The organism is Propylenella binzhouense, assembly GCF_009866965.1.
In the GTDB taxonomy this organism is placed as follows: domain Bacteria; phylum Pseudomonadota; class Alphaproteobacteria; order Rhizobiales; family Afifellaceae; genus Propylenella; species Propylenella binzhouense.
Window position 1 is genome coordinate 14,350 of record NZ_SPKJ01000032.1, and the last position, 24,901, is coordinate 39,250.

The window sequence follows — 24,901 nt, forward strand, 5'->3', positions numbered from 1 at the left end:
TCGGAGATAGTCGCAACCGAGCCCGGATCGGTCCGGATCGCTCGACGAGGAGGCCCCGATGCTCAGGCGAACGGTCACCCTCGACGACAAGTTCGACCTCTCGAAGGACCTGGTCTTCGTCTCCGGGACCCAGGCCATCGTCCGTCTGGCGCTGATGCAGAGGGCGCGCGACCGCCGGCTCGGCCTTCATACCGCCGGCTACGTCACCGGATATCGCGGCTCGCCGATCGGCGGACTGGACCAGCAGTTCTGGAAGGCCGAGAAGCTTCTCGCGCCGAACGACATCCGCTTCCAGTCGGGCGTCAACGAGGATCTCGCCGCGACGGCCCTCTGGGGCACGCAGCAGGCCGAGATGCGCGGCGAGGGCCGCTACGACGGCGTGTTCGGGCTCTGGTACGGCAAGGGGCCGGGCGTCGACCGCACGGGAGACGTGTTCCGGCACGCGAACTCGGCCGGCAGCTCGCGGCATGGCGGCGTGCTCGCCCTGATGGGCGACGACCACACCTGCGAAAGCTCGACGGTCGCGCACCAGTCGGAATTCGCCTTCGTGGACGCCATGATCCCGATCCTCAACCCGGCGGGGGTGCAGGAGATCCTGGATTACGGCCTCTACGGCTGGGCGCTCTCGCGCTTCGCCGGCACCTGGGCCGGGCTCAAATGCATGAAGGACAACATCGAATCGACCGCCGTGGTGGACGGCTCGCTCGATCGCGTCTCAATCGTCATCCCGGAATTCGAGATGCCGCCCGGCGGGCTGAACATCCGGCCGGGCGTCCACCCGCTCGAGCAGGAGCGGCTTCTCCATCTCTTCAAGATCCCGGCCGCGCGCGCCTTCGTGCGGGCGAACGGGCTCGACCGGATCGCCGCCCAGGGCGGGCCGCGCGCGCGGCTCGGCGTCGTCTCGGTCGGCAAGAGCTGGCTCGACACGCTCGCCGCGCTCGACCTTCTCGGCATCGACGAGGTGCGGGCGGCGGATCTCGGCCTGAGGCTCTACAAGGTCGCCGTGCCCTGGCCGCTCGAGCCGGAGGGCGCGGCGCGCTTCGCGCACGGCCTGGAGACGATCCTGGTCGTGGAGGAAAAGCGCGCGCTCATCGAGACGCAGCTCAAGGAACAGCTCTACGGCCGGGCGAACGCCCCGATTGTCGCCGGCAAGACGGACGAGCGCGGCGCGCCGCTCTTCCGCGCCCATGGCGCGCTCGAAGCGCTGGAGATCGCGCTCGCGATCGGGCGGCGCATCCTCGCCTATGCTCCCGATGCCGCCGTGGCCGCGCGCATGGACTCGCTCGAATCGGCGCGGCGGACGCTCGATGCGACCACGGACGTCGCGGTGCGCACGCCGCATTTCTGTTCCGGCTGCCCCCACAACAGCTCCACCCATGTGCCGGACGGAAGCCGCGCCTATGCCGGGATAGGCTGCCACTACATGGTCCAGTGGATGGACCGTGCGACCGACGGCTACACGCAGATGGGCGGCGAGGGCGCGAACTGGATCGGCGAGGCGCCGTTCTCGAAGCGGGACCACGTCTTCCAGAATCTCGGGGACGGCACCTACGAGCATTCCGGCTATCTGGCGATCCGCGCCGCCGCCGCGGCCGGCGTGAACATCACCTACAAGATCCTCTACAACGACGCCGTGGCCATGACCGGCGGACAGCCGAACGACGCCGGGCTCTCGGTCGATGCCATCGCGCGGCAGGTGGCCGCGCAGGGCGCGAGGCGGATCGCGATCGTCTCCGACGAGCCGGACAAATATGCGCCCGAGCTCGAATGGCCCGCGGGCACGACCTTCCACCATCGCTCCGCGCTCGACCAGGTGCAGCGCGAAATGCGCGAGGTGAAGGGCCTGTCGATCCTCATCTACGACCAGACCTGCGCCTCGGAGAAGCGCCGCCGCCGCAAGCGCGGGGCATTCCCCGATCCCGACAGGCGCGTCGTCATCAACAGCCTCGTCTGCGAAGGCTGCGGCGATTGCGGGACGGCCTCGAACTGCGTCTCCGTACAGCCGCTCCAGACGGAGTTCGGACGCAAGCGCACGATCGAGCAGTCGAGCTGCAACAAGGACTTCTCCTGCCTGGAGGGGTTCTGCCCCTCCTTCGTCACGGTGCACGGCGCCAAGCTGAAATCGCCCGCCCCGGTCACCGCCCTGCCCGAGCCGGTGCCCGAGCCGGCGCTCCTGCCGCTTACGCGCCGGACATCGATCCTCATCACCGGCGTCGGCGGCACCGGCGTCGTGACGATCGGCGCCGTGCTCGGCATGGCCGCCCATCTCGACGGCTACGGCGTCGGGATCATCGACATGGCGGGCCTCGCGCAGAAGGGCGGCGCGGTGACGACCCACATTAAGATCGCGCCGCGGGCCGAGGACATCCACGCGATCCGGGTCGCGCCGGAGGAGGCGGACGTCGTGCTCGCCTGCGACATCGTGGTGGCGGGCTCGAAGAAGGTGCTCGCCGCCATGCGCCCGGGGGCGAGCCGGGTCTACGTCAACACGCACGAGACCTTCCCCGGCGACTTCACGCGCGATCCGGACTTCAGCCTCCCGACCCGGCGCCTGATGCGGGCGATCGAGGGGCATGCCGGGCCCGGCCGGGCACGCTTCGTTGAGGCGCAGAGGCTTGCGACCAGGCTGATGGGCGACGCGATCGCGGCCAACATGTTCATGGTCGGCTATGCCTGGCAGCAGGGCGGCATCCCGCTCTCGCGGGAGGCGATCCTGGAGGCGATCCGCATGAACGGCGTCGCCCGCCGGATGAACGCGGACGCCTTCGAATGGGGCCGGCGCGCCGCGCACGACCTCGCATCCGTGGAGCAGGCGGCGGGCGCGGACGCCGGGCCGCCGGCCGCGGAGGATCTCGCCGCGCTCGTCGCGCGCCGGACCGCCTTCCTCGCCGACTACCAGGACCGCGCCTATGCCGAGCGCTATCGCCGGCGCGTGGAGCGCGTGGCGGCGGCGGAGCGGCGGCTCGGGCTTTCGGGCGTGGCCGAGGAGGTCGCGCGGTCGCTCTTCAAGCTGATGGCGATCAAGGACGAGTACGAGGTCGCCCGCCTCTATACCGACGGCGCCTTCGAGCGCCAGCTCGCCGAGACCTTCGCCTCCTGGGAGAAGCTCGAGTTCCACCTCGCCCCGCCGGCTCTCGCCAGGCGCGATCCGCAGACAGGGCACCCGAGGAAGCAGAGCTTCGGCCCCTGGATGTTGCGGGCGTTCCGGGTGCTCGCGGCCATGCGCGGGCTGCGCGGCACCTTCGCGGATCCGTTCGGCAGGACGGCCGAGCGGCGTTGGGAACGGAAGCTCCTCTCCGATTACGAGGCGATCGTCGACCGGATCGCGCGCGAGCTCGACCGCGAGAAGCACGAGGCCGCGCTGGCGCTCGCCGCCTATCCACGCAAGATCCGCGGCTTCGGCCATGTCAAGGAGAGGCAGGCCGCCGTGGCGCTCAAGGAGCGGGACCTGCTGCTCGCCCGCTTCGCCGAAGGTCCGGCGGCAGCGTTCGCCGAAGCGGCCGAATAGGCCTCACGGACGCCGCGCGGCGACGCGCGGCGCCGCTTCCCGAGATGCGGATCCCTTCACGCAGCGGGCTTCGCCGCGGCTTGCCGGCGCGCGTGGCGCGGGCTTCGTCTTGCTTCACCTGCCGTAATACGTAGTATGCCTTACAACCCATCGCGGGAGGGAACAGGTGAAGAGATTGCTCAAAGGATTGATGCTGGCCGCCGGGCTGCTCGCGGCCGTTCCGGGCGCCGCCTCGGCGCAGGACGACTTCTATGCCGGCAAGACGGTCACCATCGTGGTCGGGCTCTCCGCCGGCGGCGGATATGATCTCTATGCCCGCTTCCTCGCCGAGCATATGAGCAGGCACATCCCCGGCCATCCGAAGATCGTGGTCGAGAACCGGCCGGGCGCCGCGACGCGCACCGCGACGACCTATGTCTACGAGGTCGCGCCGAAGGACGGCACCGTCATCGGCAACTCGCTCAACATCCTGCCGCTCGACCAGTTCATCTTCCCGCAGCAGCGCCGCTACGACCTCACCAAGGTCCAGTTCATCGGCAACATCGCCGGGCTGACGAGCGTGATCGCGGTCTCCGACAAGTCGCCGGTGCAGACGGTCGACGATCTCACCGAAAAGGCGGCGAAGCTCGGCTCGAACGGCAAGAACTCCGAAACCTACATCATCCCGGCGCTGATCAACGCCTTCCTCGGCAGCAAGTTCGACATCGTCACCGGCTTCCCCGGCGTGTCCGACATCGACCTCGCGATCGAGCGCGGCGAGATCGACGGGCGCGGCGGCTCCTGGAACAGCTTCCGCTCGCTCCACCAGGACTGGATCGATGCCGGCAAGATCAAGCCGCTGATGCAGATCGGCACCGCCGACGATCCCTTCATGCAGGGCGTGCCGCAGCTCTCCTCGCTCGCCAAGACCGACGAGCAGAAGGCGATCTTCAGCCTGCTTTCCAACACGACCCGGTTCTCGCGCGCCTATTGGGTGGCGCCCGGCGTGCCGGAGGAGCGCGTGAAGATCCTGCGCGACGCCTTCCAGGCGACGATGAACGACCCCGAGTTCAAGAAGGCGGCCGAGCAGGCCAACATGGAAGTGACCCCGTCCAATGCCGCGGAGATCACGGCTGCGATCGAGGAGCTTTCCAAGACCCCGCAGGAATATCTGACGAAGATGCGCGAAGTCCTCTCGGAATAGCTGCGCCGACGAAAGGCCCCGGCCCGGCGCCGGGGCCGCCCCAGGGATCCGCCCACGGATCCGCTCAGCCGCCGGCGTTGAGGAGCTGCCCGCCGTCGACCAGGATGTGGGCGCCGGTCATGTAGGCGCCGGCGGAGGAAGCAAGCAGCAGGAGCGCGCCGTCGAGATCCCCCTCCGTGCCGATCCGGCGGAGCGGATTGGCGCGGGCGAGCGCCGCCCCGACCTCGCCGTCGATCACCTCGGCGTTGAGCTCTGTCCTGAACCAGCCCGGAGCGATGGCGTTGACGCGGATCCCGTGCCGCGCCCATTCGAGCGCGAGCGCCCGCGTGAGCTGAAGGACCCCGGCCTTCGACACCGCATAGGCGGCCGTCCCTTTCGAGACCGCCAGGGCGAGCACCGAGGCGACGTTCACGATCGCGCCCGGGGTCCCGGCCGCGATCATCCGTTCCGCCGCATGCCGGGCGACGAAGAAGACCGCGTCGAGATCGGTCTCCATCACGCGCCGCCAGGTCTCGGGCGAAAGCTCGAGCGCGCGGTCGGAATGCGCGATTCCGGCATTGTTGACGAGGATCGTCACCGGACCGCAGGCCGTCTCCACCGTCTCGAAGGCGCGCGCGACGCTCGTCGGGTCGGTGACGTCGCAGGCGACCGGCACCGCCCGTCCGCCCTCCCCCTCGATCGTGGCGGCGAGCGCCTCGAGCCGCTCGATCCGGCGCGCGGCGAGGGCGACCGTCGCACCGTTGGCCGCGAGCACGCGCGCGAAGCGCCGGCCGAGCCCTGAGGAGGCGCCGGTCACGAGGGCGGTCCTGCCGGCGAGGTCGAAGATCGCGGCGGCATTCGGGGCACGCATGTCGTCAGTCGCCATAGATCACTCCGGGCAGCCAGGTCGCGAGCCCCGGAGCGAACCACATGACGAGGAGGGCCAGCAACTGCAGCGCGACGAAGGGCGCGACGCCGCGATAGAGCGCGAGCGTGGTCAGCTCCGCCGGCGCCACGCCGCGCAGATAGAAGAGCGCGAGCCCGAAGGGCGGCGTCAGGAACGAGGTCTGAAGGTTCATCGCCATCATGACCGCGAGCCAGACCGGATCGACCCCGCCGCCGCCCGGCATCTCCATCTTGAGCAGGATGGGCGCGACGATGGGCACCACGATCAGCACGATCTCCAGGAAATCCAGGACGAATCCGAGCAGGAACATGACCGCCATCACGGCGGCGATCGCCGCCGCCGTCCCGCCCGGGAGATCGAGGAGGGCCGCCTCGATCAGCGCGTCGCCGCCGAAGCCGCGGACGGCGAGGGAAAAGAGCCGGGCGCCGATGACGATGGCGAAGACCATGGCGGAGATCACCATGGTGGAGCGGGCGACGGAGGCGAGCACCGGCCTGCCCTCCCCGTCGCGCGCTTGCGCGACGTGCCTGAGCGCGGCCAGGATGCCCCAGACGAGCGCCAGGACGAGCACCAGCGCGACGACGAGCGCGGCGCGGTCGGGAAGCGGCACGATTGCGCGCTGGATCCGCAGGTCGAAGGCCCGGGCGAGCAGCACCAGGGCAACCATGGCGCCCGCGCCGAGGAGGATCGGGTATCCCCGGCCCGCGGCGAAGCGGTGGCCGGCGAGCATGAGCGCGCCGACCGCGCCGACGCCCGCGGCCTCCGTCGGCGAGGCGAGGCCGAGAAGGATCGAGCCGAGCACCGCGACGATCAGCAGGACCGGCGCCAGCAGCGCGCGGACGAGCCGGCGGCCGGTCCCGCCGGCCTCCGCCTCGTCCGCCCGGACGGCCGGCGCCTGTTCCGGCCTGAGCCGCGCGAGGAGGAACTCGTAGCCGAGATAGAGGCCGACCAGCATGAGCCCGGGCAGGAGCGCGCCGGCGAAGAGATCGTTCACGCCCACCGTCTCCGGGTCGAACACCCCCTTCTCGAACTGCGCGTTCTGGAACGCGATGCCGACCTGGTCGCCGAGGATCACGAGCACGATCGAGGGCGGGATGATCTGGCCGAGCGTGCCGGCGGCGGCGATCGAGCCGGCGGCGAGGCTCGGGGCATAGCCGCGGCGCAGCATGGTGGGAAGCGACAGGAGCCCCATCGTGACGACGGTCGCCCCCACCACGCCGGTCGAGGCGGCGAGGAGCGCGCCGACGAGGGTGACCGACAGGACGAGCCCGCCCGGCACGCGGCCGAAGAGCCGGCCCATCGATTCGAGCAGGTCCTCCGCGACGCGCGAGCGCTCGAGCATCACGCCCATGAAGACGAAGAGCGGCACCGCGACGAGCACCTCGTTCGTCATCACCGCGTAGATGTTCTGCGGCAGCGCGACGAGGAGCCCGAGCGGGAAGGCGCCGAGCGCGCCGCCGAGAAGCGCGAAGAGGAGCGCGGTGCCGGCAAGGGTGAAGGCGACCGGAAAGCCCGCCATCAGGAGCGCGAAGGCGGCAACCGTCATCAGCAGGCAGAGGAGCTCGGGAAGCGCCACGCCGCCGCCTTCAGCCGCGCGCCGCCGCGTCGTAGCGCCCGGCTCCGGTGCCGAGCGCCAGGCCGGCGCGGAGCGCGAGCGCGAGCCCTTGGAGCGCGAGCAGGATCGCGAAGAGGAGGATCACGCTCTTCAGCAGATAGACGAAGGGCAGGCCGCCGGTCTCGGTCGAGCCTTCGAGCGCCGCCCAGGCGTGCCCGACATAGGGGAGCGCCAGCCAGAAGACGGCCGCGCAGAACGGGAGGAGCAGGAGGAGCGCGCCCGCGAGGTCGACGAGAGCCCGCCGGCGCGGCGGCGCCTCGCGGTAAAGGATGTCGATCCGCACATGGGCGTCCGCCATCAGCGCGTAGCCGGCCGCCAGCATGAAGACGAGCGCGTGCATGTACACGACCGATTGCTGCGCGGCGAGGATGCCGATTGCGAAGACGTAGCGGAGCACGACGTTCGCGAACTCGACGAGCACCATCGCCACGACGAGCCATTTCACGATCTCGCCGATGGATCGGTCGAGCCGGTCGATGCTAGAGATGAGGCGCTCGGCGACGCGCATCGGGCACGGGCTCCGTTCGCCCGGGGCGGGCCGCCCCTTCCTAGGAAGGAACGCCACCCGCCTCAATGGCGGAATGACGCTCCCTACCGGCGCGCCTGCCGCGAAGGCGCCGCGAAGGCGCTGCCATGGATCGACGATGACCCCGATTGTACTCGTATCCGCCGACGTCCGGCCCGCCGACGGCTATCGCTGGCACGCCGCGCCGCACACCTATCTCGAGGCGCTGGCGGGGATGGGCCTCATCCCGCTCATCCTGCCCGACCTGCCGGGCGCCCTTCCGATCGAGGATGCGCTTGCCCGCGTCGACGGCGTGCTCCTCACCGGCTCGCGCAGCAACGTCCACCCGGCGCGCTACGGCCACCCGCCGTCCGAGCGCCACGAGCCCTACGATTTCGACCGCGACGCGACGACGCTGCCGCTGGTGCGCGCCACGCTCGCCGCCGGGCTGCCGCTCCTCGCGATCTGCCGCGGCTTCCAGGAGCTCAACGTCGCGCTGGGGGGAACGCTTGCCACCGAGGCGCAGGAGCGGCCCGGCTCGCTCGACCACCGCTCGAAAAATTCGGACGACCAGGACGTCCGGTTCGCCTTGGCGCACCGGGTCCGGTTCGTGCCGGACGGCATCCTCGCCCGCGCCCTCGGCCGCACCGAAATCGAGGTGAACTCGCTGCACCGGCAGGTGATCGACCGGCTCGCGCCCGGCCTCGTCGTGGAAGGCCATGCCCCGGACGGCACCATCGAGGCGGTGCGGGTCGCCGACGCGAAGAGCTTCGCGATCGGGGTGCAATGGCATCCGGAATACTGGGCCGCCTCGGACGCGCCCTCCAGGGCGATCTTCGCCGCCTTCGCGGAGGCGGTCGGCGCGCGCATGCGCCGCGCCTTCCCGGCCGCCGCCGAATAGCCGGTCAGCCGTAGAGCGCGCCGGCGAGAAGGAGGAGCCCGAAGGCGGTGATCGCGACGGCCGCCGCCGTCTCGCCGCCGAGAACGACGAGCGAGCCGAGCCGGGTCTCGGCGCCGAGCACCTTGAGCGCGGCGGACTTCGCGCCGACGGCGAACGCCGCAAGCGCGGCGACCGCGAGCGCCGTGCCGAAGGCCATCAGCACGGTCGAGGCGATCCCGGCCCAGAAGATGCCCTGCGCCAGGGCGAAGACGAGCACGATCAGCGCGCCGGTGCAGGGACGCACGCCGACGGAGAGGATCGCCGCGGCCGCGCCGCGGATTCCGTGGACGCGGGCGGCCATGTCCGGCGTCGGCACGTGGCTGTGGCCGCAGCCGCATCCGTCATGGGCGTGCCCGTGGTCATGATCATGGCCATGGGCGTGGTCATGGCCGCCGCCGGCATGGCGATGATGACCGGCATGGTGGCCGGAGACCGCCGCCGTGCCGCGCCCGCCCGCCGGCGCGAGCATCGCGAGGGCCTCGCGTCCCTTCCGGACGAGGATCGCGATGCCGAGCGCGGCGATGAGGCCGTAGCTGCCGACCTCGAGCAGGCGCGCGGTGTCGGTGATCGCGAAGCTCGTCATCCGGAGCGCGGCCGCCATGATGGCGACGATCAGGATCGCGACGCCGGCCTGCGCGAGCGCCGCGAGAAGCGCGATCGCGATGCCGCGCTTCGCGCTCTGCCCGGTCGCGAGCAGATAGGACGAGATCACCACCTTGCCGTGTCCCGGTCCGGCCGCGTGGACGATGCCGTAGGTGAAGGAGAGCCCCGCGAGCCACCAGAACGTCCGGCCGTCGCCATGCAGGCCTTTGAGCGCGCCGGTGAGCTCGCGATAGAACTCCCGCTGCCATGCGGCGATCCAGGGCAGCCAGCCGGCGCCCCCCTGTTCCGGCAGCCCGACCCCGAAGGGTGAAGCCGCGCCGTGGGCGCTGCCTAAGGAAACGAGCGCCGCGGCGGCGAACACCAGGGCGCCCAATGCCGGGCTGCAGGCCCGTCTCCTCATTTGCAGGCGACCGCCGCGGAATTGTCGGTGCCTTCCGTGAGGTCCTGAAGCTCCGGCGGCAGCTCGCGCTGATCCGCCCCGACCGCCGCGAGCGCGGCCTGCGCCTGCGGCGAAAGGACCTTGGCCGGCGTGACCACGAGGGCGCAGCCTGCCGGCGCATCCACGAGGCGCACCGCCTGCTTGCTGGGAAGCGAGAAGGCGACGAAATATTCCGGGTCGCCGATCTCGATCTCGACGGTGCCGCTTGGCTTCAGAGGCTTCTTCAGCGGCAGGGTGTAATGGAGGATCAGCCGGCCTCTGTCGTCGTCGAGCCAGTAATCCGTCGGCGCCGCGAAATCGGACGCCTTGTCGCCGATCCCGAGCCAGGTGAAGAAGTCGTATTCCGCCAGCGATTCGACGTTCACCTGCGCAAGCGGCTGCAGCTCTTCCTTGGTGAGCTTGCCGTCGCCGTCGGTGTCGAGCCCCTGCACCGCGAAGGAGGAGAAGGCCTCGTCGAAGCGCCAATGATGCCGGACCGCGACGATCGCGCCGGCCTTGTCGAACACGATCTCGGAGGCCGCATCCACCCAGACATGGGGATGCGCCTGCGCGGACCCGAGCAGGACCCCGGAAAGCATCGCCGCCAGCAACGATCTCAGAAGCACGGTTTCTCCCCTCTCACCGCGAACGCGGAACAGTGAGAGCGCGGCGAAGCGGGCGGAAAGATGGTCGGATCCCGCGGCGCTCGGCTCTCAGCCATTTCAGGGGCTCCGGCCGGCCTTCCGCTCCGCCTGATACCACGCGACGAGATGGTCTATGAAGGCGCGCACCTTGACCGGCATGCGCTCCCGGTGCGGATAGATCGCGAACACGCCGAGGCCGTCGAGCTCGTATTCGTCGAGCACCGTGACAAGCCGGCCGTCACGGACGTGGTCGCGCACGAGGAGCCACGGCCCGCGCGCGAACCCGAAGCCGGCAAGCGCGGCCGCGGCGGCGGCGACCGGGCTGTTCACCTCCACGCGCCCGGCGACCGTGACGGAGAAGCGGCTGTCGCCCTCGCGAAACTGCCAGTTCGCCCGCGACCTGACATTGGTGTCGATGATGCAGGGCATGCCGGCGAGCTCGGAGGGATGATGCGGCCGGCCGTGGCTCGCGAGCACCTCCGGGGCCGCGTAGACGGCCACGCGAAAATCCGCGAGCTTGCGCGCGATGAGGCTCGAATCGGTGAGCGCCGTGATCCTGATGGCGCAGTCATAGCCCTCCTCGACGACATCCACGAAGCGGTCCTCGAGGTGAAGCTCCAGCCGGATGTCGGGGTGGCGGCCGAGGAACTCCATCATGGCGCGGCTGAGATCGCTCTCGCCGATGGCGCGCGGGGCGGAGATGCGGAGTCGCCCCTGGGGAACGTGGCTGCTCGCCTCGAGGATCTCGCGCAGATGGTCGACGCGCTTCAGGATCTCCTGCCCCTCGGCATAGGCGGCCTCGCCCGCCTCCGTCAGCGAGAGCTGGCGCGTGGTGCGGTTGAGGAGGCGGGCGCCGAGCTCCTCCTCGAGCTCGGCGACATATTTCGACATCAGCGCCTTCGATCGCCCGGTCTGCCGGGCCGCGGCCGAGAAGCCGCCGGAATCGACCACCGCGACGAAGGCGCGCATCCGCGTGATCGTGTCCATCAGCCCGCCGCTATGCCGACGGCGAGCTCGACGAGCGCCCGGTCGGATCCGCGCGGCCCGAGCAGCGAAAGCCCGAGCGGGCAGCCGTCCATCCCGGCGAGCGGGATCGACACCTGGGGAAGGCCGGAAAGACCGGCAATGGCGAGGATGCAGAGCGCGCGCTCCCGGAACGCCTGCAGCCCCTCGCCGGAAAGCCCGCTCTCCGGCGCGATCGAGGGTGCGGAGGGGAGCATCAGCACCGCGTCCTCCCCGAGAAGCGCGTCGAGACGCCGGCGGATCGCGGCGCGCGCACTCTCCGCCTCGGCCTTCTGGGCGGGCGTGACGGACCGCCCGAACTCGAAACGCTCGCGCACGCCCGGCGTCATCACGGGGTCGCGGTCCTCGATCCAGGCGCCGTGGCTCTGCCAGGCCTCCCAGGCCTGGAGGTGACGGAAAACCCAGTACCAGCGCTCGAGCCCCTCCGTCGCGACAATCACCCCCTCCGCCGGACCGAGCCGGGCCGCGACCTTCGCCTCGGCCGGGGCCAGCGCCTCCGCCTCCGCGCCGGAGAGGAGGAGGGCGAAGGCATCTTCGGCGCGGAGGAGCCGCTGCAGGCGGAACGGCTTCGGGTCCTCGCCGAGGAAGACCGGAGCCACCTTCGCGAAGACGGCGCCGGAATCGGCGAAATAGCCCGGCGTGTCGAAAGACGGTGCGAGCGGCATCACGGCGTCGAGCGGGACGCGGCCGTGGCTCGGGCGGATCCCGAACAGGCCGCAATAGCTCGCCGGCGCCCGGATCGAGCCGCCGGTGTCCGACCCGATGGCGAAATCGCAGAGCCCTGCCGCCACCGCCGCCGCGGATCCGGAGGAGGAGCCGCCGGTGATGCGGCCCGGCGCCCGGGGATTGACCGGCGAGCCGGTGTGGATGTTCTGGCCGTTGAGCGAAAAGGCCAGTTCGTCGGTGTTGGTCTTGCCGAGAAAGCGGGCGCCGGCATCGAGCATGCGCTGGACGACCGGCGCGCTCGCGGCCGCGATCGGGCTCTCGGCCTGCTTGAGCGGGCTGCCGCAGCCGGTCGGATAGCCGGCGACGTCGAAGAGATCCTTGACGGCGAAGGCGAGGCCCGCGAGCGGGCCGCCCGCGGCCGAAGGGACCGGCACCGCGGCATAGGGCACGAAGGCTCCGACATCATCGCGCTCGACGAGCATGGGCAGGCTCCGGTCAGGTTCGACGGCCGGCACGCGCCGGCCGGGGCACCCTAGCGGAAGGCCCCGCCGCGGCAACCCTCAGCCGAGGACCTCGGCCTCGTAGCCGGCGCGCGTCACGGCATCGACGAGCTGCTGGGTGGTGACCGTCTCGCCGTGCTCGATGTCGGCCTTGCGGGTGCCGAGATCGACCCGGGCGCTGATCACGCCCGGCACGCAGAGCAGCGCGTCCTCGATCTTCTGCGCCGCCGCCGCGCCTTCGAATGCGACGATCTTGAGTTCGACGTGATCCATGCGCGAACCTCTCCTCTGCTCCCCTGAAATGGAGTGGCGCTCAGCCGTCCGCCAGCAGCATGGAGAGCTCGGCGGCGGAGACCTCCGCCAGGAGGTCCGCGAAGCAAGCCGCCTGGTGGGCTGCGATCGCGGCGCCGGCAGCCGCACTCGCCCCCGCCGCATCGCCGGTCACGCCGTCCGGACCGAGATCGCCGGCGAGCCAGCCGAACCCGACTGCGCCATAGGCGCGCAGGTGGCGGAAGCGGGCGGCGAGCGCGCTCTGGACCGAGGGGAAGTCGCGCGCGGCCGTCATGTCCACGAGATCGGGACGGAAATGCAGCATGAGCGAGGTCTCGACGAAGCCGCCATGGGCGCCGGCGAGACGCTCCTCGTCCGAGACGAGACCAGCCGGATAGCCGAGGCGGTTCCAGGTGAGATGGACGGCGAGGATGCCGGGCCGTGCGCGCAGGCGCAGCGCGGCCGCCGTCATCGCGGCGACATTGCCGCCATGGGCGCTGACGAGGACGAGCTTGCGCAGCCCGCCCGCGGCCACGGCCTCGCCGATCCGTTCGAGAAAGGAGACGAGGAGCGCATCGCCGAGATCGACCGTGCCGGCATGGCGGGCGTGCTCCAGCGACGCCCCGGCAAAGGCGACCGGCAGCGCGACCACGTCGAACCCGGCCGGAAGCCGCCGCCCGGTCTCGGCGAGGAGCCCGGCGGCGATCATGGCGTCGGTCCCGGCCGGCAGGTGCGGGCCGTGCTGCTCGGTGGCGGCGAGCGGGGCGACGACGACGGTCCGCGCGGGATCGAGGCGGGCGAAATCGCGCGTCCTGAGCGCCTGCCATTCCATCATCGGCATCAGCAACCCGCTCCGGGAAATGGCGAAACCGCGACGACGATACGTCAAATCACGCAGCGCGCCGGCCGAGCTTTGCCTAGAAGCGAAGCCCCGCGCAATGCCAGAGCGAGTCGGACCCGAGCTTGGACGAGATGGTTCTCCCGGCGATTCTCAGAATCGCGAAAGCCCATCGCGTCCGCAGAGCCGCCAGGCTGGCCGAGCTCGGCCTCCATCCGGGGCAGGATTCGGTGCTGCTGCTGCTTGCGCAGATGCGCGGCTGCAGCATGAGGGAGCTCGCCGCGGCACTCGGCATCAAGGCGCCGACCATCACCAAGACGGTCGGCCGCCTCGTCTCGGCGGGTTTCGTCGAGCGGCGGGAGGTCGCGGGCGACCAGCGGAAGGCTGCGCTCGATCTCACCGCCGCGGGCGAGGCTGCGGCCGCGTGCGTCGAGGCGCTGTGGCGCGCGCTCGACTCGGATGCCCTCGCCGACTTCGATCCGGAGGCGGAAGCGCACCTCCGGCACATGCTCGACCGCATCGGGCAGAACATCCTTCGCGGAGCCGCGGACGGCGGCGGCCTTGACGGAGCTGCCGAACAGGCCTGAAAGCTCGCCGCCAGCGAGATCCCGGCGAGATGCTGCCCACCTTCCGCTTCGCTCCGAGCCCGAACGGCTACCTGCATCGCGGCCACGCCTTCTCGGCGCTCCTCAACGCGCGTGCGGCCGACCGAACGGGCGGGCGATTCCTGCTCCGCATCGAGGACATCGACCGCACCCGCTCGCGGCCGGCCTTCGAGGCGGCGATCTGCGAGGATCTCGCCTGGCTCGGGCTCCGCTGGCCGGAGCCGGTGCTCCGCCAGAGCGAGCGCTTTCCGGCCTATCAGGAGGCGCTCGCCGCGCTCGACCGGCTCGGCCTGCTCTACCCGGCCTTCCTCACCCGCGCGGAGACGAACCGCCTCGTCGCGGCCGGGGAGCGCGCCGGGCGGGCCTGGCCGCGCGACCCGGACGGCGCGGTGCTCTATCCCGGGCCGGAGCGGGACTGGCCGGAGAGCCGCCGCCGCGCGGCGATGGCGGACGGCCGGCCCTACGCGCTGAGGCTCGACATGAAGCGGGCGCTCGCGGGCCTGCCCGCCCTCTCCTGGCGCGAGGAGGACCCGCTGGCCGAGGCGGGGGACGGTGCGCTCTTCGAAGCGGATCCGCGCGCCTGGGGCGACGTCGTGCTCGGCCGCAAGGAGGTGCCGGCGAGCTATCATCTCGCCGTCGTGGTCGACGACGCCCACCAGAGCGTGACGCATGTCGTCCGCGGGCTCGACCTCAGGCCGGCGACCGCCGTCCACCGCGTGCTGCAGACGCTGCTCGGCCTGCCGGAGCCGCTTTATTTTCATCACCGCCTGATCCTCGACGCGGACGGCCGCAAGCTCTCGAAGTCGCGCGGCTCGCAGGCGATACGGGCGCTGCGCGCGGCGGGCTCGACGCCGGCGGCGGTGATCGCCGGGCTCGGGCTCTAGCCGAGGACCGTCCGCAGCAGCGCCACCCACGCCGTCATCGTCAGCACAGAGAAGGCGGTGGAGAGCGTGATGACGGTCGAGGCGAGCGCCTCGCCGGTGCGGAGCCTGCCCGCGATGATGAAGGCGTTGACGCCGGTCGGGCAGGCGGCGATCAGGGTCGAGGCCTCGACCACGACGGGCGGCAGCCCGAGCGCGAGCCCGCCGGCCGCCACCAGGCCGGGGAGGAGCAGCAGCTTCAGGGCGGCGAGCACGCTGCTCTGCGCGAACCGGCCGCGCAGGCCGTAGCGGGCGATGCCCATGCCGGAGGCGACGAGCGCAAGCGGGCCGGCGGTGCGCGCGAGCGAATCGACCACGTTCCCGAACGGTCCGCCGAGCGGGATCGCGAAGGCGCGCCATGCGAGACCCGCCAGGATGCCGACGATCACGGGATTGCGCGCGAGACTGCGGGCGACGGAAAGGAGCGCCCGCGCTCCGCCCGGCTCCGCGCCGGGGATGCCGTCCGCCTTCATGGCCCAGCTGTCGAGCAGGAGGGCCGCCACCATGATGATCGGCGTGTGGATGGAGATGATGACGAGGGCGGTGAGGACCGCTTCGTCGCCCAGGATCTGCTGCACGAAGGGCAGCCCGATCAGGACCGTGTTCGCGAAGCCCGCCGCGATGCTGCCGACCACGGCGCCCCGGGCGTCCCGGCCGAACAGCCTTCGCATGAGGAGGTGCGCGAGGATCCAGACGATCGCGAGCGCGGCGTAGTAGACGAGCCAGATCCGCCAGGGCGACGTGCCGGCGAGATCGGCCGTCGCCACGGTGCGGAAGAGGAGCACTGAGATCGCCACCGTGAACACGAACTCGGAGAGGCCGTCGCCGGCGGCGACGCTCAGGAGCCCGCTCCGGATGGCGGCATAGCCGATCCCGATCAGACCGAAGATCGGCAGGACGATATCGACGATCTCGCTCAACGGGCTCCGCCGGGCTCCGGCATTGGACTTCGCTGCAGAGGACCCTCTGGCGAGAGCCGCCGGACTGCCATAGACCCCCGGGGCACGCGCTGGAAAGCGGGCGGGGCGCATGGCTGACGCGAGATCGATCCTCATCACCGGATGCTCCTCGGGCATCGGCGCGTGTTGCGCGGCCGGCATGAAGGCGCGCGGCTGGCGCGTCTTCGCGACGGCCCGCGCGCCGGCCGACCTCGACCGCCTGAGGGCCGAGGGGCTGTCGGCGCTCTTCCTCGACTATGCGGACGAGGGCTCGATCGAAGCGGCGATGGCGGAGGTGCTCGCCGCGACGGGAGGGCGGCTCGACGCCCTCTTCAACAACGGCGCCTATGCCCAGCCGGGGGCAATCGAGGATATCGGCACCGATCTCCTCAAGGCGCAGTTCGAGGCGAACTTCTTCGGCTGGCACGCCCTCACCCGCCTCGCCGTCCCGGTCATGAGACGGCAGGGCGGCGGGCGCATCGTGATGAACAGCTCCGTGCTCGGGATCATCGCGCTCGGATTCCGCGGCGCCTACAACGCGACCAAGTTCGCCCTGGAAGGCTATTCCGATACGCTGCGGATTGAGGTCGCGCCCGCCGGCATCCATGTCGCGACGATCGAGCCGGGACCGATCGCGACCCGCTTCACGGCGACCGCGCTGAAGCACGCCCGCGCGAACATCGACGTCGAGGGTTCCGTGCACCGCGACTATTACCGCCGCCGGCTCCGCGCGATGGAGAAGGGCGGCAATACGCGCGGCGAACTCGGGCCGGAGGCCGTCCTGAAGGCGCTCGTCCATGCCTGCGAGAGCCCGCGGCCGAAGACGCACTATTACGTGACGCAGCCGACAAGGCTGATGGCGGCCGCCCGGCGCATCCTGCCGCGGGCGGCGCTTCACCGCCTGCTCCGCCGCGCGAGCTAGCGGATCCGGCGGGGAAGACCGCCGGAGAGGCGACCTCCCGCGGCCGCCGCTGCTGCGCTATGCCGCGCGGATCCGGCGGCTGCGGACTTGAACCGCGCCGCCTGCACGCTCAATTGGGCCGATGCCCACCACGGAAACGTCATGAGTTCGCTCTTTCAGGTGATCACGCCCATCGCGATGGCGATCGTGGTGCTCATCCTTCTCCTCGGCCTCTGGAACATGATGCGCGGCGGCAGCCCCAGCACCTCGCAGAAGCTGATGCGCGCCCGCGTCGTCATGCAGTTCGTCGCCATCGTCCTCGCGATGACCGCGCTCTGGTTCATGGGCCGCTGACGCGGCGGCGCGGAGCGAGCGCCGGCCCCCCTGTCGCATCCCAGTTACATCCCCGGGAAGAACGGCCGGTTCCGTCGCCGATCCCGAGCCGCCGCCTTGCATTGCGTCCGGCCCGAGGCTAGCCATGTCCGTCCTAATCGGGTCCGGTCATGCGCATTCTCGGCACAGCCCTTCTCCTCAGCCTGGCTTCCGGCTGCGCCTATGCGGCGGACCTGCCGCCGGCCGCGCCAAGCGCCGAGCTCTTCTCGCCGCAACCGGTCGAGAGCCGCAAGTTCATCGACGAGGTGCGGGTCGGCGCCACGCTCTTCGTCGACGAGCGCGACTATGTGCGCGAGGAGGGCCTGTTCGTCTCCGGCGAGGTTCTCTTCTCCCGCTTCGTGCCGGAGATGCAGAACCCGATCCTCAACGTGCTGCTCCGGCCCCGCCCCCATGTCGGCACGACCGTCTCCACGGCCGGGAAGACCAGCCAGATCTATGCGGGCCTCACCTGGGACATTCCGGTCGGCAAGCGGTTCTTCGTGACCGGCACGTTCGGCGGTACGGTGCATAACGGCGTGACCGGCGAGCAGCTCGTCCAGAACCGCCCGGAAACCGGCTGCAGCGTCCTCTTCCGCGAGAGCATCGGCCTCGGCGTCAACATCACCGACCGCTGGAGCATCATCGGCGCGATCGACCATTCATCGAACAGCGGCCTGTGCGACCCGAATGACGGTCTGACGCATGCCGGGATCTGGGTCGGCTACAAGTTCTAGCCGATGGCGGCGCCCGTTCGGCGGAGCGCCGCCGGGAAGGAGCCGCCGATGGTCGTCCTCAACAAGATCTACACCCGCACCGGCGACGACGGGACGACCGCGCTCGGCACGGGCGAGCGCCGTCCGAAGTTCGACCTGCGGATCGCCGCCTACGGGACCGTCGACGAGACGAACGCGGCCGTCGGAACGGCCCGGGCCGCGCTCCCGCCGGCGCTCGACATCGTCGACGCCATGCTCGGCCGGATCCAGAACGACCTCTTCGATCTCGGAGCCGAGCTCGCGAGCCCCGACGACGGAAGGCCGAAATCCTACGAGCCGCTGAAGGTGATCGATTCGCAGGTGACGCGGCTCGAGGAGGAGATCGACCTCCTCAATGCCGACCTGCAGCCGCTGCGCTCCTTCGTGCTGCCGGGCGGCAGCGCCGCGGCGGCCGCGCTTCATCTCGCCCGCACGATCTCGCGCCGCGCCGAGCGGCTGATGGTGGAGCTCTCGGCGCACGAGCCGGGCACGGTCGGCGGGCCGGCGCTCCGATACGTGAACCGGCTTTCCGACTTCCTGTTCGTCGCGAGCCGCTGGGTCAACGATCGCGGCCGCGCCGACGTGCTCTGGGTGCCCGGCAAGAACCGCTGAGCGGATCCGGGAACGACGGGCGGCAGCGCCCCTCTTGGCGGCTGGCGCGCTCCTCAATTGTGGACGCGCAGCACCTCGACCACCGGCGGGCTGCGGAGAATGCGGCTGAAGGCGTGCATCCAGTCGCCGGTCTCGTCCGCCCGCTCGCCCGCGCCCTGGTGGCGGAACCGGTCGAGCTGGTCGAGGCTCCTGAGCTCGATCTCGAACTGCAGCGCCGGACAGTCCGGGCCGCGCGTGAACGGAACGAGGAGCCGGGCCGAAAGCCCGGCCTCGCGCGCCTCGTCGAGCTCGCGCCGGATGAATTCCATCGCCTGCCCGCGGTCGACCGGCAGGACGTCGTAGGAGAAGCGGGCGATGTACATGGCGGTCCCTTCCGTCTCGTATGGCTCTTGCCAGCCGACATCTAGGGCCGCCGCCCGGCCCGGACACCGCCGGGCGCCCGCTCAGCCGGGATCGTCGATGACGCTCACATGGGCGGCGGCGACCCGCCAGCCTTCCGGCATCCGCACCCAGGTCTGCATCTGCCGTCCGACCTTGCCCGGCGCGCCGGCGCGGCGGAAGAGCGTCGAGGCGACCGCGAAGTCCCTGCCATAGGTGGTGACCACCGTCCGCTCCAGGCTGCGGGCGAGCCCCGCCGGGGAGCGCGCGGCGCGGAAGGCGGCGATCTCGGCATAGCCGTAGAGATTCTCGCCGGCGCCGTAGCGCAGCGTCGTCGGACGGTCGAGGAAGAAGCCGTCGAGGGCGGCGACGTCGTTCGTCACGAGCGCCGTCTCGTAGGCCGCGAAGGCCGCTTCCACCTCGGCCCTGACCTCGGGAATGTCGATCTCCGGCGCGCTCACCGCTCGAGCCTCGCGCGGAGCTCCTTCAGGAACGGGATGTTCTCGTACTGGTCCGGCTGGACGACGTCCCATGCCACGCCGGGCGGCTGGCCGAACGGCGTCTCGGTGTCGATCAGCTCCTTCTCCGTGGCGATGAAATGGAGCGCCGAATCATGCCCGAGCATGGGCAGCTTCGCCTCATCGACCACCTGGCTCGAATGGACGGTGGTGGCGATCGTGGTGGTGCCGTCCACCTTGCCGAGCTCGCGGAAGATGCCGAGTTCGAGATCGGCGAAGCCGCCGCCCTTGCCGGTCCGCCCGCCGGCGCGCGTCACCGCCACGCAGCCGACGACGACGAAATCGAGAAAGTCCATCTCGTCGAACTCGACCGGCGTGCCGTGCATGAGGAAGCCCTGCGCCGTGGCGGCCGTCTCGAACTCGACGCCCTTCGCGCGGAGCTCCGCCGGATCGAGCCGGACGAACGGAAAGCCCCGGGTGAGTTCCGGGACCGGCGCGTAGACCACCTTGTCCTCGTGGAGGGCGCGGAGACGCACCGGGATCTGCGGCGGGTCGGGATTGCACTTCACGATCTTCGCCGCCTTCCATTGCGGCAGGCGGGCGAGGTTCCAGGCCGCGAGGTCGGCACCGACGAAATTCGGGATGCGGCTCCGGACCGGGCCGACATTGACCTCGTTCGCCTCCAGGCTCGCCCAGATCTCCGCCCGGAGCACGTCCTTCTCGCCGTTCCGCCCGGCCCAGCGGGCATCCCCGTTCATGCAGCCATGTCCTCCTTCGCCGCGACAGGGGCCGCGGCCATGCCCGTCATTTCGAGCTGATGCGCCGCGCGGAGCGCCAGATCCTCGCGCCAGGCCGGCGCGATCACCTGCACGCCGATCGGCAGGGACGCGCCGGGAAGCCAGACCGGCACCGCGACCACCGGCAGGCCGACGAAGCTGATCGGCTGCGTGAAGATCCCGATATTCGGGCGCGCCGGCACCTCGACCCCGCCGAGCAGGACGTTCCGCGTACCCGAGGGCAGAGCGGGAAAGGGCGTCGCGGGCGCGAGCAGGAGATCGACCGTCTCGAAGACGCCGCGCACCGCCTCGCGGTACCAGGACCGGAAGCGCTGCGCCGCGACGAGCCAGGCGGCAGGCACCATCGCGCCGGACAGGAAGCGGTCGCGCGTCTCGGGGTCGTAATCCGCCGCGCGGCGGCGGAGCCGGCCGAGATGGAGCGCGGCGGATTCCGCCGTCGTGACGAGATAGGCGGCGGCGCGGGCGCGCGCCGCTTCGGGCAGGATCACCTCGCGCTCCGCGCCGAGCGCCGCGGCGAGGCGATCGACGGCCGCGATGGCCTCGGGGCCGGCACGCTCGCGGAAATAGCCGCCCGCGACCGCGACGCGCAGGCCTTCGGCGCCCTTCGCGATCTCCCGCACCGCGGCGAGCGGCGGCCGGCCCGCCTGCGCGGGGTCGCGCGGATCCGGGCCCTCGAGCGCATCGAAGAGGAGCGCGAGGTCGAGCGCGGAGCGCGCGATCGGGCCGAGATGGTCGAGGCTCGGGCAGAACGGGAACGTGCCCGCGCGCGAGAGCCGGCCGAAGGTCGGCTTCAGGCCGAAGAGACCGCAGAAGGAGGACGGCACGCGGATCGAGCCGTTGGTGTCGGAACCGAGGCTCGCCGCGACCATGCCGGCGGCGACCGCGGTGCCCGAGCCGCCGGAGGAACCGCCCGACATGCGGGCCGGGTCGTGCGGATTGCGCGACGGCCCGTCATGGACGTTCTCGCCGGTGAAGTCGTAGGCGTATTCGCCCATGTTGAGCGCGCCGAGGAGGAGCCCGCCCGCGGCAGAGAGCCGGGAAACCAGGGTGGCGTCGCGCCCGGCCGGCGGCTCGCCGCGATTGATGAGGGAGCCGGCGCGGGTGGTCACCCCCTCCATGTCGAAGAGATTCTTGACGCCGTAGGGCAGGCCCGCGAGCGGCGGCGGCTCGCCCCGCCGGACCGCCGCGTCGACGGTATCCGCCTCCCCGAGGGCGCGGGCGAAGGTGAAATCGGTGAAGGCGCCGAGCGCGCCGTTCTCCGCCTCCGCGATCGCGATCGAGGCCTCCGCCACCTCGCGCGCGGATACCTCGCCCGCCTTGACCGCCGCGACGATCGCGTGCGCCGGCCCGCGGAGCAGCGCCCGCATCACGCCTCGAAGACCGGCGCCGGCTCGACATGATCGTCGAGCGGGAACGAAAGCACGAACGCGGCCATGGCAGAGGTCGCCTCCAGGTTCGCGATCACGCCCGCGCGCCATTCCGGCGCGACCGGGAGCCCCATGACGGCGGCCATGTGATCGCAATGCGCCGCCGCGTCGAAGGATTCGCTCATGCCGCCGCAGCTCCGCCGACCGCAGTCTCGAGCGCGGCAAGCGGCGCGGTCCAGCCGACGATGCCGCCCTGCGCGCGGATCATGGCGAGCGTCGCCGCCTTGAACTCGGGGAAGTAGCTTTCCGTCGCATCCTCGACGAGAAGGCACTCGAAGCCGCGGTCGTTCGCCTCCCGCATGGTGGTCTGCACGCAGACCTCGGTCGTGACGCCGGCGATCACGAGATGGGTGATGCCGAGCCGGGCGAGCTCGCCGGCGAGCGTCGTCGCGTAGAACGAGCCCTTGCCCGGCTTGTCGATGACGATCTCGTCGGAGAGCGGCGCGAGCTCCGGGACGATCGCGTGGCCCGGCTCGCCCCGCACGAGCACGCGCCCCATCGGTCCCGGATCGCCGATCCTGAGGCTGGGCGATCCCCGCTCGCGCTTGGAGCGCGGGCAGTCGGAGAGCGCCGGATCGTGGCCTTCGCGGGTGTGGATCACGGGCCAGCCCTGCGACCGGAAGAGCGCGATGAGGCGGGCGACCGCCGGCACGATCGCCTGCAGGCGCGCGACGTCGTTGCCGAGGCTCTCGCCGAAGCCGCCCGGCTCGACGAAATCCCGCTGCATGTCGATGACGACGAGGGCGGTCCGGCCGGGCGGAAGCGCATAGGGAAACGGCGAAGCGGGCACGGCGATCATGTCAGTGCCCCGCCATCGCGCGGCCGATCGCCGTGCGGTCGGCCTCGGCCGCCGCGACCACGTAGCCGATCCGCCCGCCCGACATGACCGCGATGCGGTCGGCAAGCTCGAGGATCTCGTCGAGGTCCTCCGAAACGAGGAGCACGGCGGCGCCGCGGTTGCGCTGCTCCATGATCTGCGCACGGATCTCCGCGACGGAGGCGAAGTCGAGGCCGAAGCACGGATTGGCGACGATCAGCACCTCGACCTCGCCGGAGAGCTCGCGGGCGAGGATGGCGCGCTGCACGTTGCCGCCGGAAAGGTTCTGGATCGGCTCCTCGGTCGAGGGCGTCTTCACCCGGTAGGCGCCGATCAGCTCGCGCGCCCGCGCCCGCATCGGGGCGGGCGAGAGCCACCAGCGGAGCGAGGCGACCGGCGGCTTGTCGAAGACCCGGAACGAGATGTTCTCGGCGACCGTCATGCGCGGCGCCGCGGCGTTCCTGAGCGGCTCCTCCTGCAGCCCGAACACCTTGTAGCTGTCCATCTGCTCGCGATTGGGCACGAACGGCCTGCCGTCGATGAAGAGCCGCCCCTCGGTCGGCTCGCGCTGGCCGGAGAGAACCTCGACAAGCGCGGACTGGCCGTTCCCGGACACGCCGGCGATCCCGAGGATCTCGCCGGCATGGATCTTCAGGTTGATCGCCTCGATCGCCGGGAGCCCCTGGTCGTCCTCGGCGAAGATGCCCGCGATCTCGAGGCGGACCGGCTGCTCGCCCATGGGCCTGCGCGGCGCGCGCTCGCGGATCTTCGTCTCGCCGATCATCATCCGGCTCATCTCGTCGACGGAGACCTGCCCGACCGTGCCGCTGCCCGCCATGCGCCCGCGGCGGAGCACCGTGAACTCGTCGGCGAAGGCCGCCACCTCGCGGAACTTGTGGGTGATCATCAGGATCGTGAGGTCGCCCGCTTGCGTCATGCCGCGCAGCAGCCCGAGCACCTCGTCCGCCTCGCCCGGCGTCAGCACCGAGGTCGGCTCGTCGAGGATCAGGAAGCGCTGGTCGAGATAGAGCTGCTTCAGGATCTCGAGCTTCTGCTTCTCGCCGGCCGAGAGCCCGGACACCGGCACGTCGAGCGGCACGCGGAACGGCATGCGCTCCAGGAAGCCCTCGAGCTCCCGCTTCTCCGCCCGCCAGTCGATGACCGCCGGCGGATGCGCCCGGCTGATGACGAGATTCTCCGCGGCGGTGAGCGAGGGTACCAGGGTGAAGTGCTGGTAGACCATGCCGATGCCGTGGCCGTGCGCATCGCGCGGATTGTGGATCTCGACCTCTCTCCCGTCGACGAGCACCTCTCCGCGCGTCGGCTGGTAGAAGCCCATGACGCACTTCACGAGCGTCGACTTGCCGGCCCCGTTCTCGCCGAGAAGGGCGTGGAGCGTGCCGGGACGGACGCGGATGGAGACATCGTCGAGCGCGACGAGCGGTCCGAAGACCTTGGTCATCTCGATCGTCTCGAGTCCGATCGCACGCCGCGCGCGCGCTTCTCCCGGGATGTCAGGCGCGATGCTCATTGCAGCCTCCCCCCGCGGCGGGCGATGATGGCGACGGGGCCGCCGCCATCGGGCCCCTGATGCTCCGCCCCGCCGGACACGAAGATCTCGGTATGTCCGACGAGCCCGGCGAGCACCCCGGCGACGAAGGCGCGCGCGTGGCGGGTCGAGGCGATGTCGGAATCATCGAGCATAGTGTGCCGCGCGCCGCGGATGCGCCCGCTCGATCCGGCCTCGGCCTTCGCCAGCAGCGCGACGAGCCGCTCCCGGTCGGCGGCCGCCACCTGGCCGGCGGTCGCGAGCCCGAATCCGCCGAGGGCGCCGCGCACGGGCTCGATGTCGATCGGGTCGGACATCACCGCATGCTCGACGGCGAGCGGGCCCGCCCAGTCGCGGCTCATGCCGAGGACGACGATCTCGTGGTTCGTCAGCTCGGCGCCCGCCGACGTGCTCGCCCGTCCCGACCAGAGCGACAGGTCGCGGCCGATCGCGGCATCGGTCACGCGCCCGGCGTCGATCTCGCCGAGGGCGATCGCCACGCCGAGGGCGGAGGCGCCGCGCGAGAGGGCCATCGACTTCAGCGTGTCGCGGGTGGCGGTGAGCGCGCCGCGGGCTTCGGCCTCGCCGATCCGCTCGGCCGTGAGGAGCGGGCACTTGATCTGCACGAAGTGGACGTCCGCCGCCCGCTCGATGCCGGCATCCGCCATCGCCGCGCGCACGCCCTCCGCCACCATGTCGGCCTGGCCGCGGCGGCCGAGCGCCTCGGGCGCGAGCCCGGCGGTGTGCGCCGAGCCGATGGCGAGCGCCGGCCCCGT

The 24,901-nt window shown here is 71.3% G+C and carries 27 protein-coding genes; 9 read left to right on the top strand and 18 right to left on the bottom strand.

Features of this window, described 5'->3' with window-relative positions; translation table 11 throughout:
- The first annotated feature begins 58 nt into the window (after positions 1–58).
- Positions 59–3,508 (top strand): indolepyruvate ferredoxin oxidoreductase family protein, encoded by a 3,450-nt coding sequence (locus E4O86_RS11005; protein WP_161140591.1) that lies wholly within the window; start codon positions 59–61, stop codon positions 3,506–3,508.
- Positions 3,509–3,674: 166 nt separating this feature from the next.
- Positions 3,675–4,691, top strand: coding sequence for a tripartite tricarboxylate transporter substrate-binding protein (locus E4O86_RS11010; RefSeq protein WP_161140592.1), 1,017 nt, complete (start codon positions 3,675–3,677; stop codon positions 4,689–4,691).
- Between the two features lie 64 nt (positions 4,692–4,755).
- Here the strand turns inward: E4O86_RS11010 and E4O86_RS11015 are convergent, their stop codons facing one another.
- The 3 genes from E4O86_RS11015 to E4O86_RS11025 are packed head-to-tail and all read right to left on the bottom strand — an operon-like array spanning position 4,756 to position 7,700.
- The gene (locus E4O86_RS11015) at positions 4,756–5,556 is read right to left on the bottom strand and encodes an SDR family NAD(P)-dependent oxidoreductase (RefSeq protein WP_246206342.1); all 801 of its coding nucleotides are present in this window, start codon (positions 5,554–5,556) and stop codon (positions 4,756–4,758) included.
- Complete coding sequence (locus E4O86_RS11020; RefSeq protein ID WP_161140615.1) at positions 5,546–7,123, bottom strand: TRAP transporter large permease; 1,578 nt, start codon at positions 7,121–7,123, stop codon at positions 5,546–5,548. The genes E4O86_RS11015 and E4O86_RS11020 overlap by 11 nt, the downstream gene beginning before the upstream one ends.
- A 40-nt stretch (positions 7,124–7,163) precedes the next feature.
- The gene (locus tag E4O86_RS11025) at positions 7,164–7,700 is read right to left on the bottom strand and encodes a TRAP transporter small permease subunit (protein ID WP_161140593.1); all 537 of its coding nucleotides are present in this window, start codon (positions 7,698–7,700) and stop codon (positions 7,164–7,166) included.
- A 136-nt stretch (positions 7,701–7,836) separates the two neighbouring features.
- Here E4O86_RS11025 and E4O86_RS11030 point away from each other — a divergent pair, with 136 nt between their 5' ends.
- On the top strand, positions 7,837–8,598 hold the full coding sequence (locus E4O86_RS11030) for a gamma-glutamyl-gamma-aminobutyrate hydrolase family protein (RefSeq protein ID WP_161140594.1): 762 nt from the start codon (positions 7,837–7,839) through the stop codon (positions 8,596–8,598).
- Positions 8,599–8,602: 4 nt separating this feature from the next.
- Here E4O86_RS11030 and E4O86_RS11035 read toward each other — a convergent pair whose 3' ends face one another.
- From E4O86_RS11035 to E4O86_RS11060, 6 genes are all read right to left on the bottom strand, one after another.
- Entirely contained in the window at positions 8,603–9,613 is a 1,011-nt protein-coding gene (locus tag E4O86_RS11035) for a nickel/cobalt transporter (RefSeq protein WP_205520830.1), read from the bottom strand.
- A gap of 23 nt (positions 9,614–9,636) precedes the next feature.
- Complete coding sequence (locus E4O86_RS11040) at positions 9,637–10,284, bottom strand: DUF1007 family protein (RefSeq protein WP_161140596.1); 648 nt, start codon at positions 10,282–10,284, stop codon at positions 9,637–9,639.
- Positions 10,285–10,380: 96 nt separating this feature from the next.
- The gene (locus tag E4O86_RS11045) at positions 10,381–11,289 is read right to left on the bottom strand and encodes a LysR family transcriptional regulator (protein ID WP_161140597.1); all 909 of its coding nucleotides are present in this window, start codon (positions 11,287–11,289) and stop codon (positions 10,381–10,383) included.
- A complete protein-coding gene (locus tag E4O86_RS11050; RefSeq protein ID WP_161140598.1) occupies positions 11,289–12,473 on the bottom strand; it encodes an amidase in 1,185 nt (394 codons plus the stop codon). The genes E4O86_RS11045 and E4O86_RS11050 overlap by 1 nt, the downstream gene beginning before the upstream one ends.
- Before the next feature lie 78 nt (positions 12,474–12,551).
- Entirely contained in the window at positions 12,552–12,764 is a 213-nt protein-coding gene (locus E4O86_RS11055; protein WP_161140599.1) for a cation transporter, read from the bottom strand.
- Between the two features lie 40 nt (positions 12,765–12,804).
- Complete coding sequence (locus E4O86_RS11060; protein WP_246206343.1) at positions 12,805–13,602, bottom strand: creatininase family protein; 798 nt, start codon at positions 13,600–13,602, stop codon at positions 12,805–12,807.
- 131 nt (positions 13,603–13,733) lie between these two features.
- On the opposite strand from E4O86_RS11060, the gene E4O86_RS11065 reads away from it, so the two are divergent.
- Together E4O86_RS11065 and gluQRS are read left to right on the top strand one after the other, a co-directional pair.
- Entirely contained in the window at positions 13,734–14,186 is a 453-nt protein-coding gene (locus E4O86_RS11065) for a MarR family winged helix-turn-helix transcriptional regulator (RefSeq protein ID WP_246206347.1), read from the top strand.
- 29 nt (positions 14,187–14,215) lie between these two features.
- On the top strand, positions 14,216–15,088 hold the full coding sequence (gene gluQRS / locus E4O86_RS11070) for a tRNA glutamyl-Q(34) synthetase GluQRS (RefSeq protein WP_161140601.1): 873 nt from the start codon (positions 14,216–14,218) through the stop codon (positions 15,086–15,088).
- On the opposite strand, the gene E4O86_RS11075 is transcribed toward gluQRS, so the two are convergent.
- Positions 15,085–16,044 (bottom strand): AEC family transporter, encoded by a 960-nt coding sequence (locus E4O86_RS11075; RefSeq protein ID WP_161140602.1) that lies wholly within the window; start codon positions 16,042–16,044, stop codon positions 15,085–15,087. The two genes, gluQRS and E4O86_RS11075, sit on opposite strands and share 4 nt — an antisense overlap.
- A gap of 109 nt (positions 16,045–16,153) precedes the next feature.
- Between E4O86_RS11075 and E4O86_RS11080 the strand changes: the two genes are divergently transcribed.
- From E4O86_RS11080 to E4O86_RS11095, 4 genes are all read left to right on the top strand, one after another.
- Positions 16,154–16,984: an SDR family oxidoreductase gene (locus E4O86_RS11080; protein WP_161140603.1), complete on the top strand. Its 831-nt coding sequence runs from the start codon at positions 16,154–16,156 to the stop codon at positions 16,982–16,984.
- A 141-nt stretch (positions 16,985–17,125) separates the two neighbouring features.
- A complete protein-coding gene (locus E4O86_RS11085) occupies positions 17,126–17,317 on the top strand; it encodes a twin transmembrane helix small protein (RefSeq protein WP_161140604.1) in 192 nt (63 codons plus the stop codon).
- Positions 17,318–17,466: 149 nt separating this feature from the next.
- Entirely contained in the window at positions 17,467–18,069 is a 603-nt protein-coding gene (locus E4O86_RS11090; RefSeq protein ID WP_161140605.1) for an acyloxyacyl hydrolase, read from the top strand.
- 48 nt (positions 18,070–18,117) lie between these two features.
- Complete coding sequence (locus E4O86_RS11095; protein ID WP_161140606.1) at positions 18,118–18,699, top strand: cob(I)yrinic acid a,c-diamide adenosyltransferase; 582 nt, start codon at positions 18,118–18,120, stop codon at positions 18,697–18,699.
- Between the two features lie 53 nt (positions 18,700–18,752).
- On the opposite strand, the gene E4O86_RS11100 is transcribed toward E4O86_RS11095, so the two are convergent.
- From E4O86_RS11100 to atzD, 8 genes are all read right to left on the bottom strand, one after another.
- Positions 18,753–19,061, bottom strand: coding sequence for a hypothetical protein (locus tag E4O86_RS11100; RefSeq protein WP_161140607.1), 309 nt, complete (start codon positions 19,059–19,061; stop codon positions 18,753–18,755).
- An 81-nt stretch (positions 19,062–19,142) separates the two neighbouring features.
- Positions 19,143–19,538 (bottom strand): oxalurate catabolism protein HpxZ, encoded by a 396-nt coding sequence (gene hpxZ / locus E4O86_RS11105; protein ID WP_343039144.1) that lies wholly within the window; start codon positions 19,536–19,538, stop codon positions 19,143–19,145.
- Positions 19,535–20,293: a 5-formyltetrahydrofolate cyclo-ligase gene (locus E4O86_RS11110; protein ID WP_161140609.1), complete on the bottom strand. Its 759-nt coding sequence runs from the start codon at positions 20,291–20,293 to the stop codon at positions 19,535–19,537. The genes hpxZ and E4O86_RS11110 overlap by 4 nt, the downstream gene beginning before the upstream one ends.
- Entirely contained in the window at positions 20,290–21,699 is a 1,410-nt protein-coding gene (locus tag E4O86_RS11115; protein ID WP_161140610.1) for an AtzE family amidohydrolase, read from the bottom strand. Before E4O86_RS11115 ends, E4O86_RS11110 begins: the two co-directional genes overlap by 4 nt.
- The gene (locus E4O86_RS11120) at positions 21,699–21,884 is read right to left on the bottom strand and encodes a DUF4089 domain-containing protein (protein WP_161140611.1); all 186 of its coding nucleotides are present in this window, start codon (positions 21,882–21,884) and stop codon (positions 21,699–21,701) included. Before E4O86_RS11120 ends, E4O86_RS11115 begins: the two co-directional genes overlap by 1 nt.
- On the bottom strand, positions 21,881–22,558 hold the full coding sequence (locus E4O86_RS11125; RefSeq protein ID WP_161140612.1) for a cysteine hydrolase family protein: 678 nt from the start codon (positions 22,556–22,558) through the stop codon (positions 21,881–21,883). The genes E4O86_RS11120 and E4O86_RS11125 overlap by 4 nt, the downstream gene beginning before the upstream one ends.
- A gap of 1 nt (position 22,559) precedes the next feature.
- Positions 22,560–24,107, bottom strand: a complete 1,548-nt coding sequence (locus E4O86_RS11130; protein ID WP_205520831.1) for an ABC transporter ATP-binding protein — start codon at positions 24,105–24,107, stop codon at positions 22,560–22,562.
- Positions 24,104–24,901, bottom strand: a 798-nt coding sequence (gene atzD, locus E4O86_RS11135) for a cyanuric acid amidohydrolase (RefSeq protein ID WP_161140613.1), incomplete at its 5' end; no start/stop codon positions are given. The genes E4O86_RS11130 and atzD, both read right to left, overlap by 4 nt.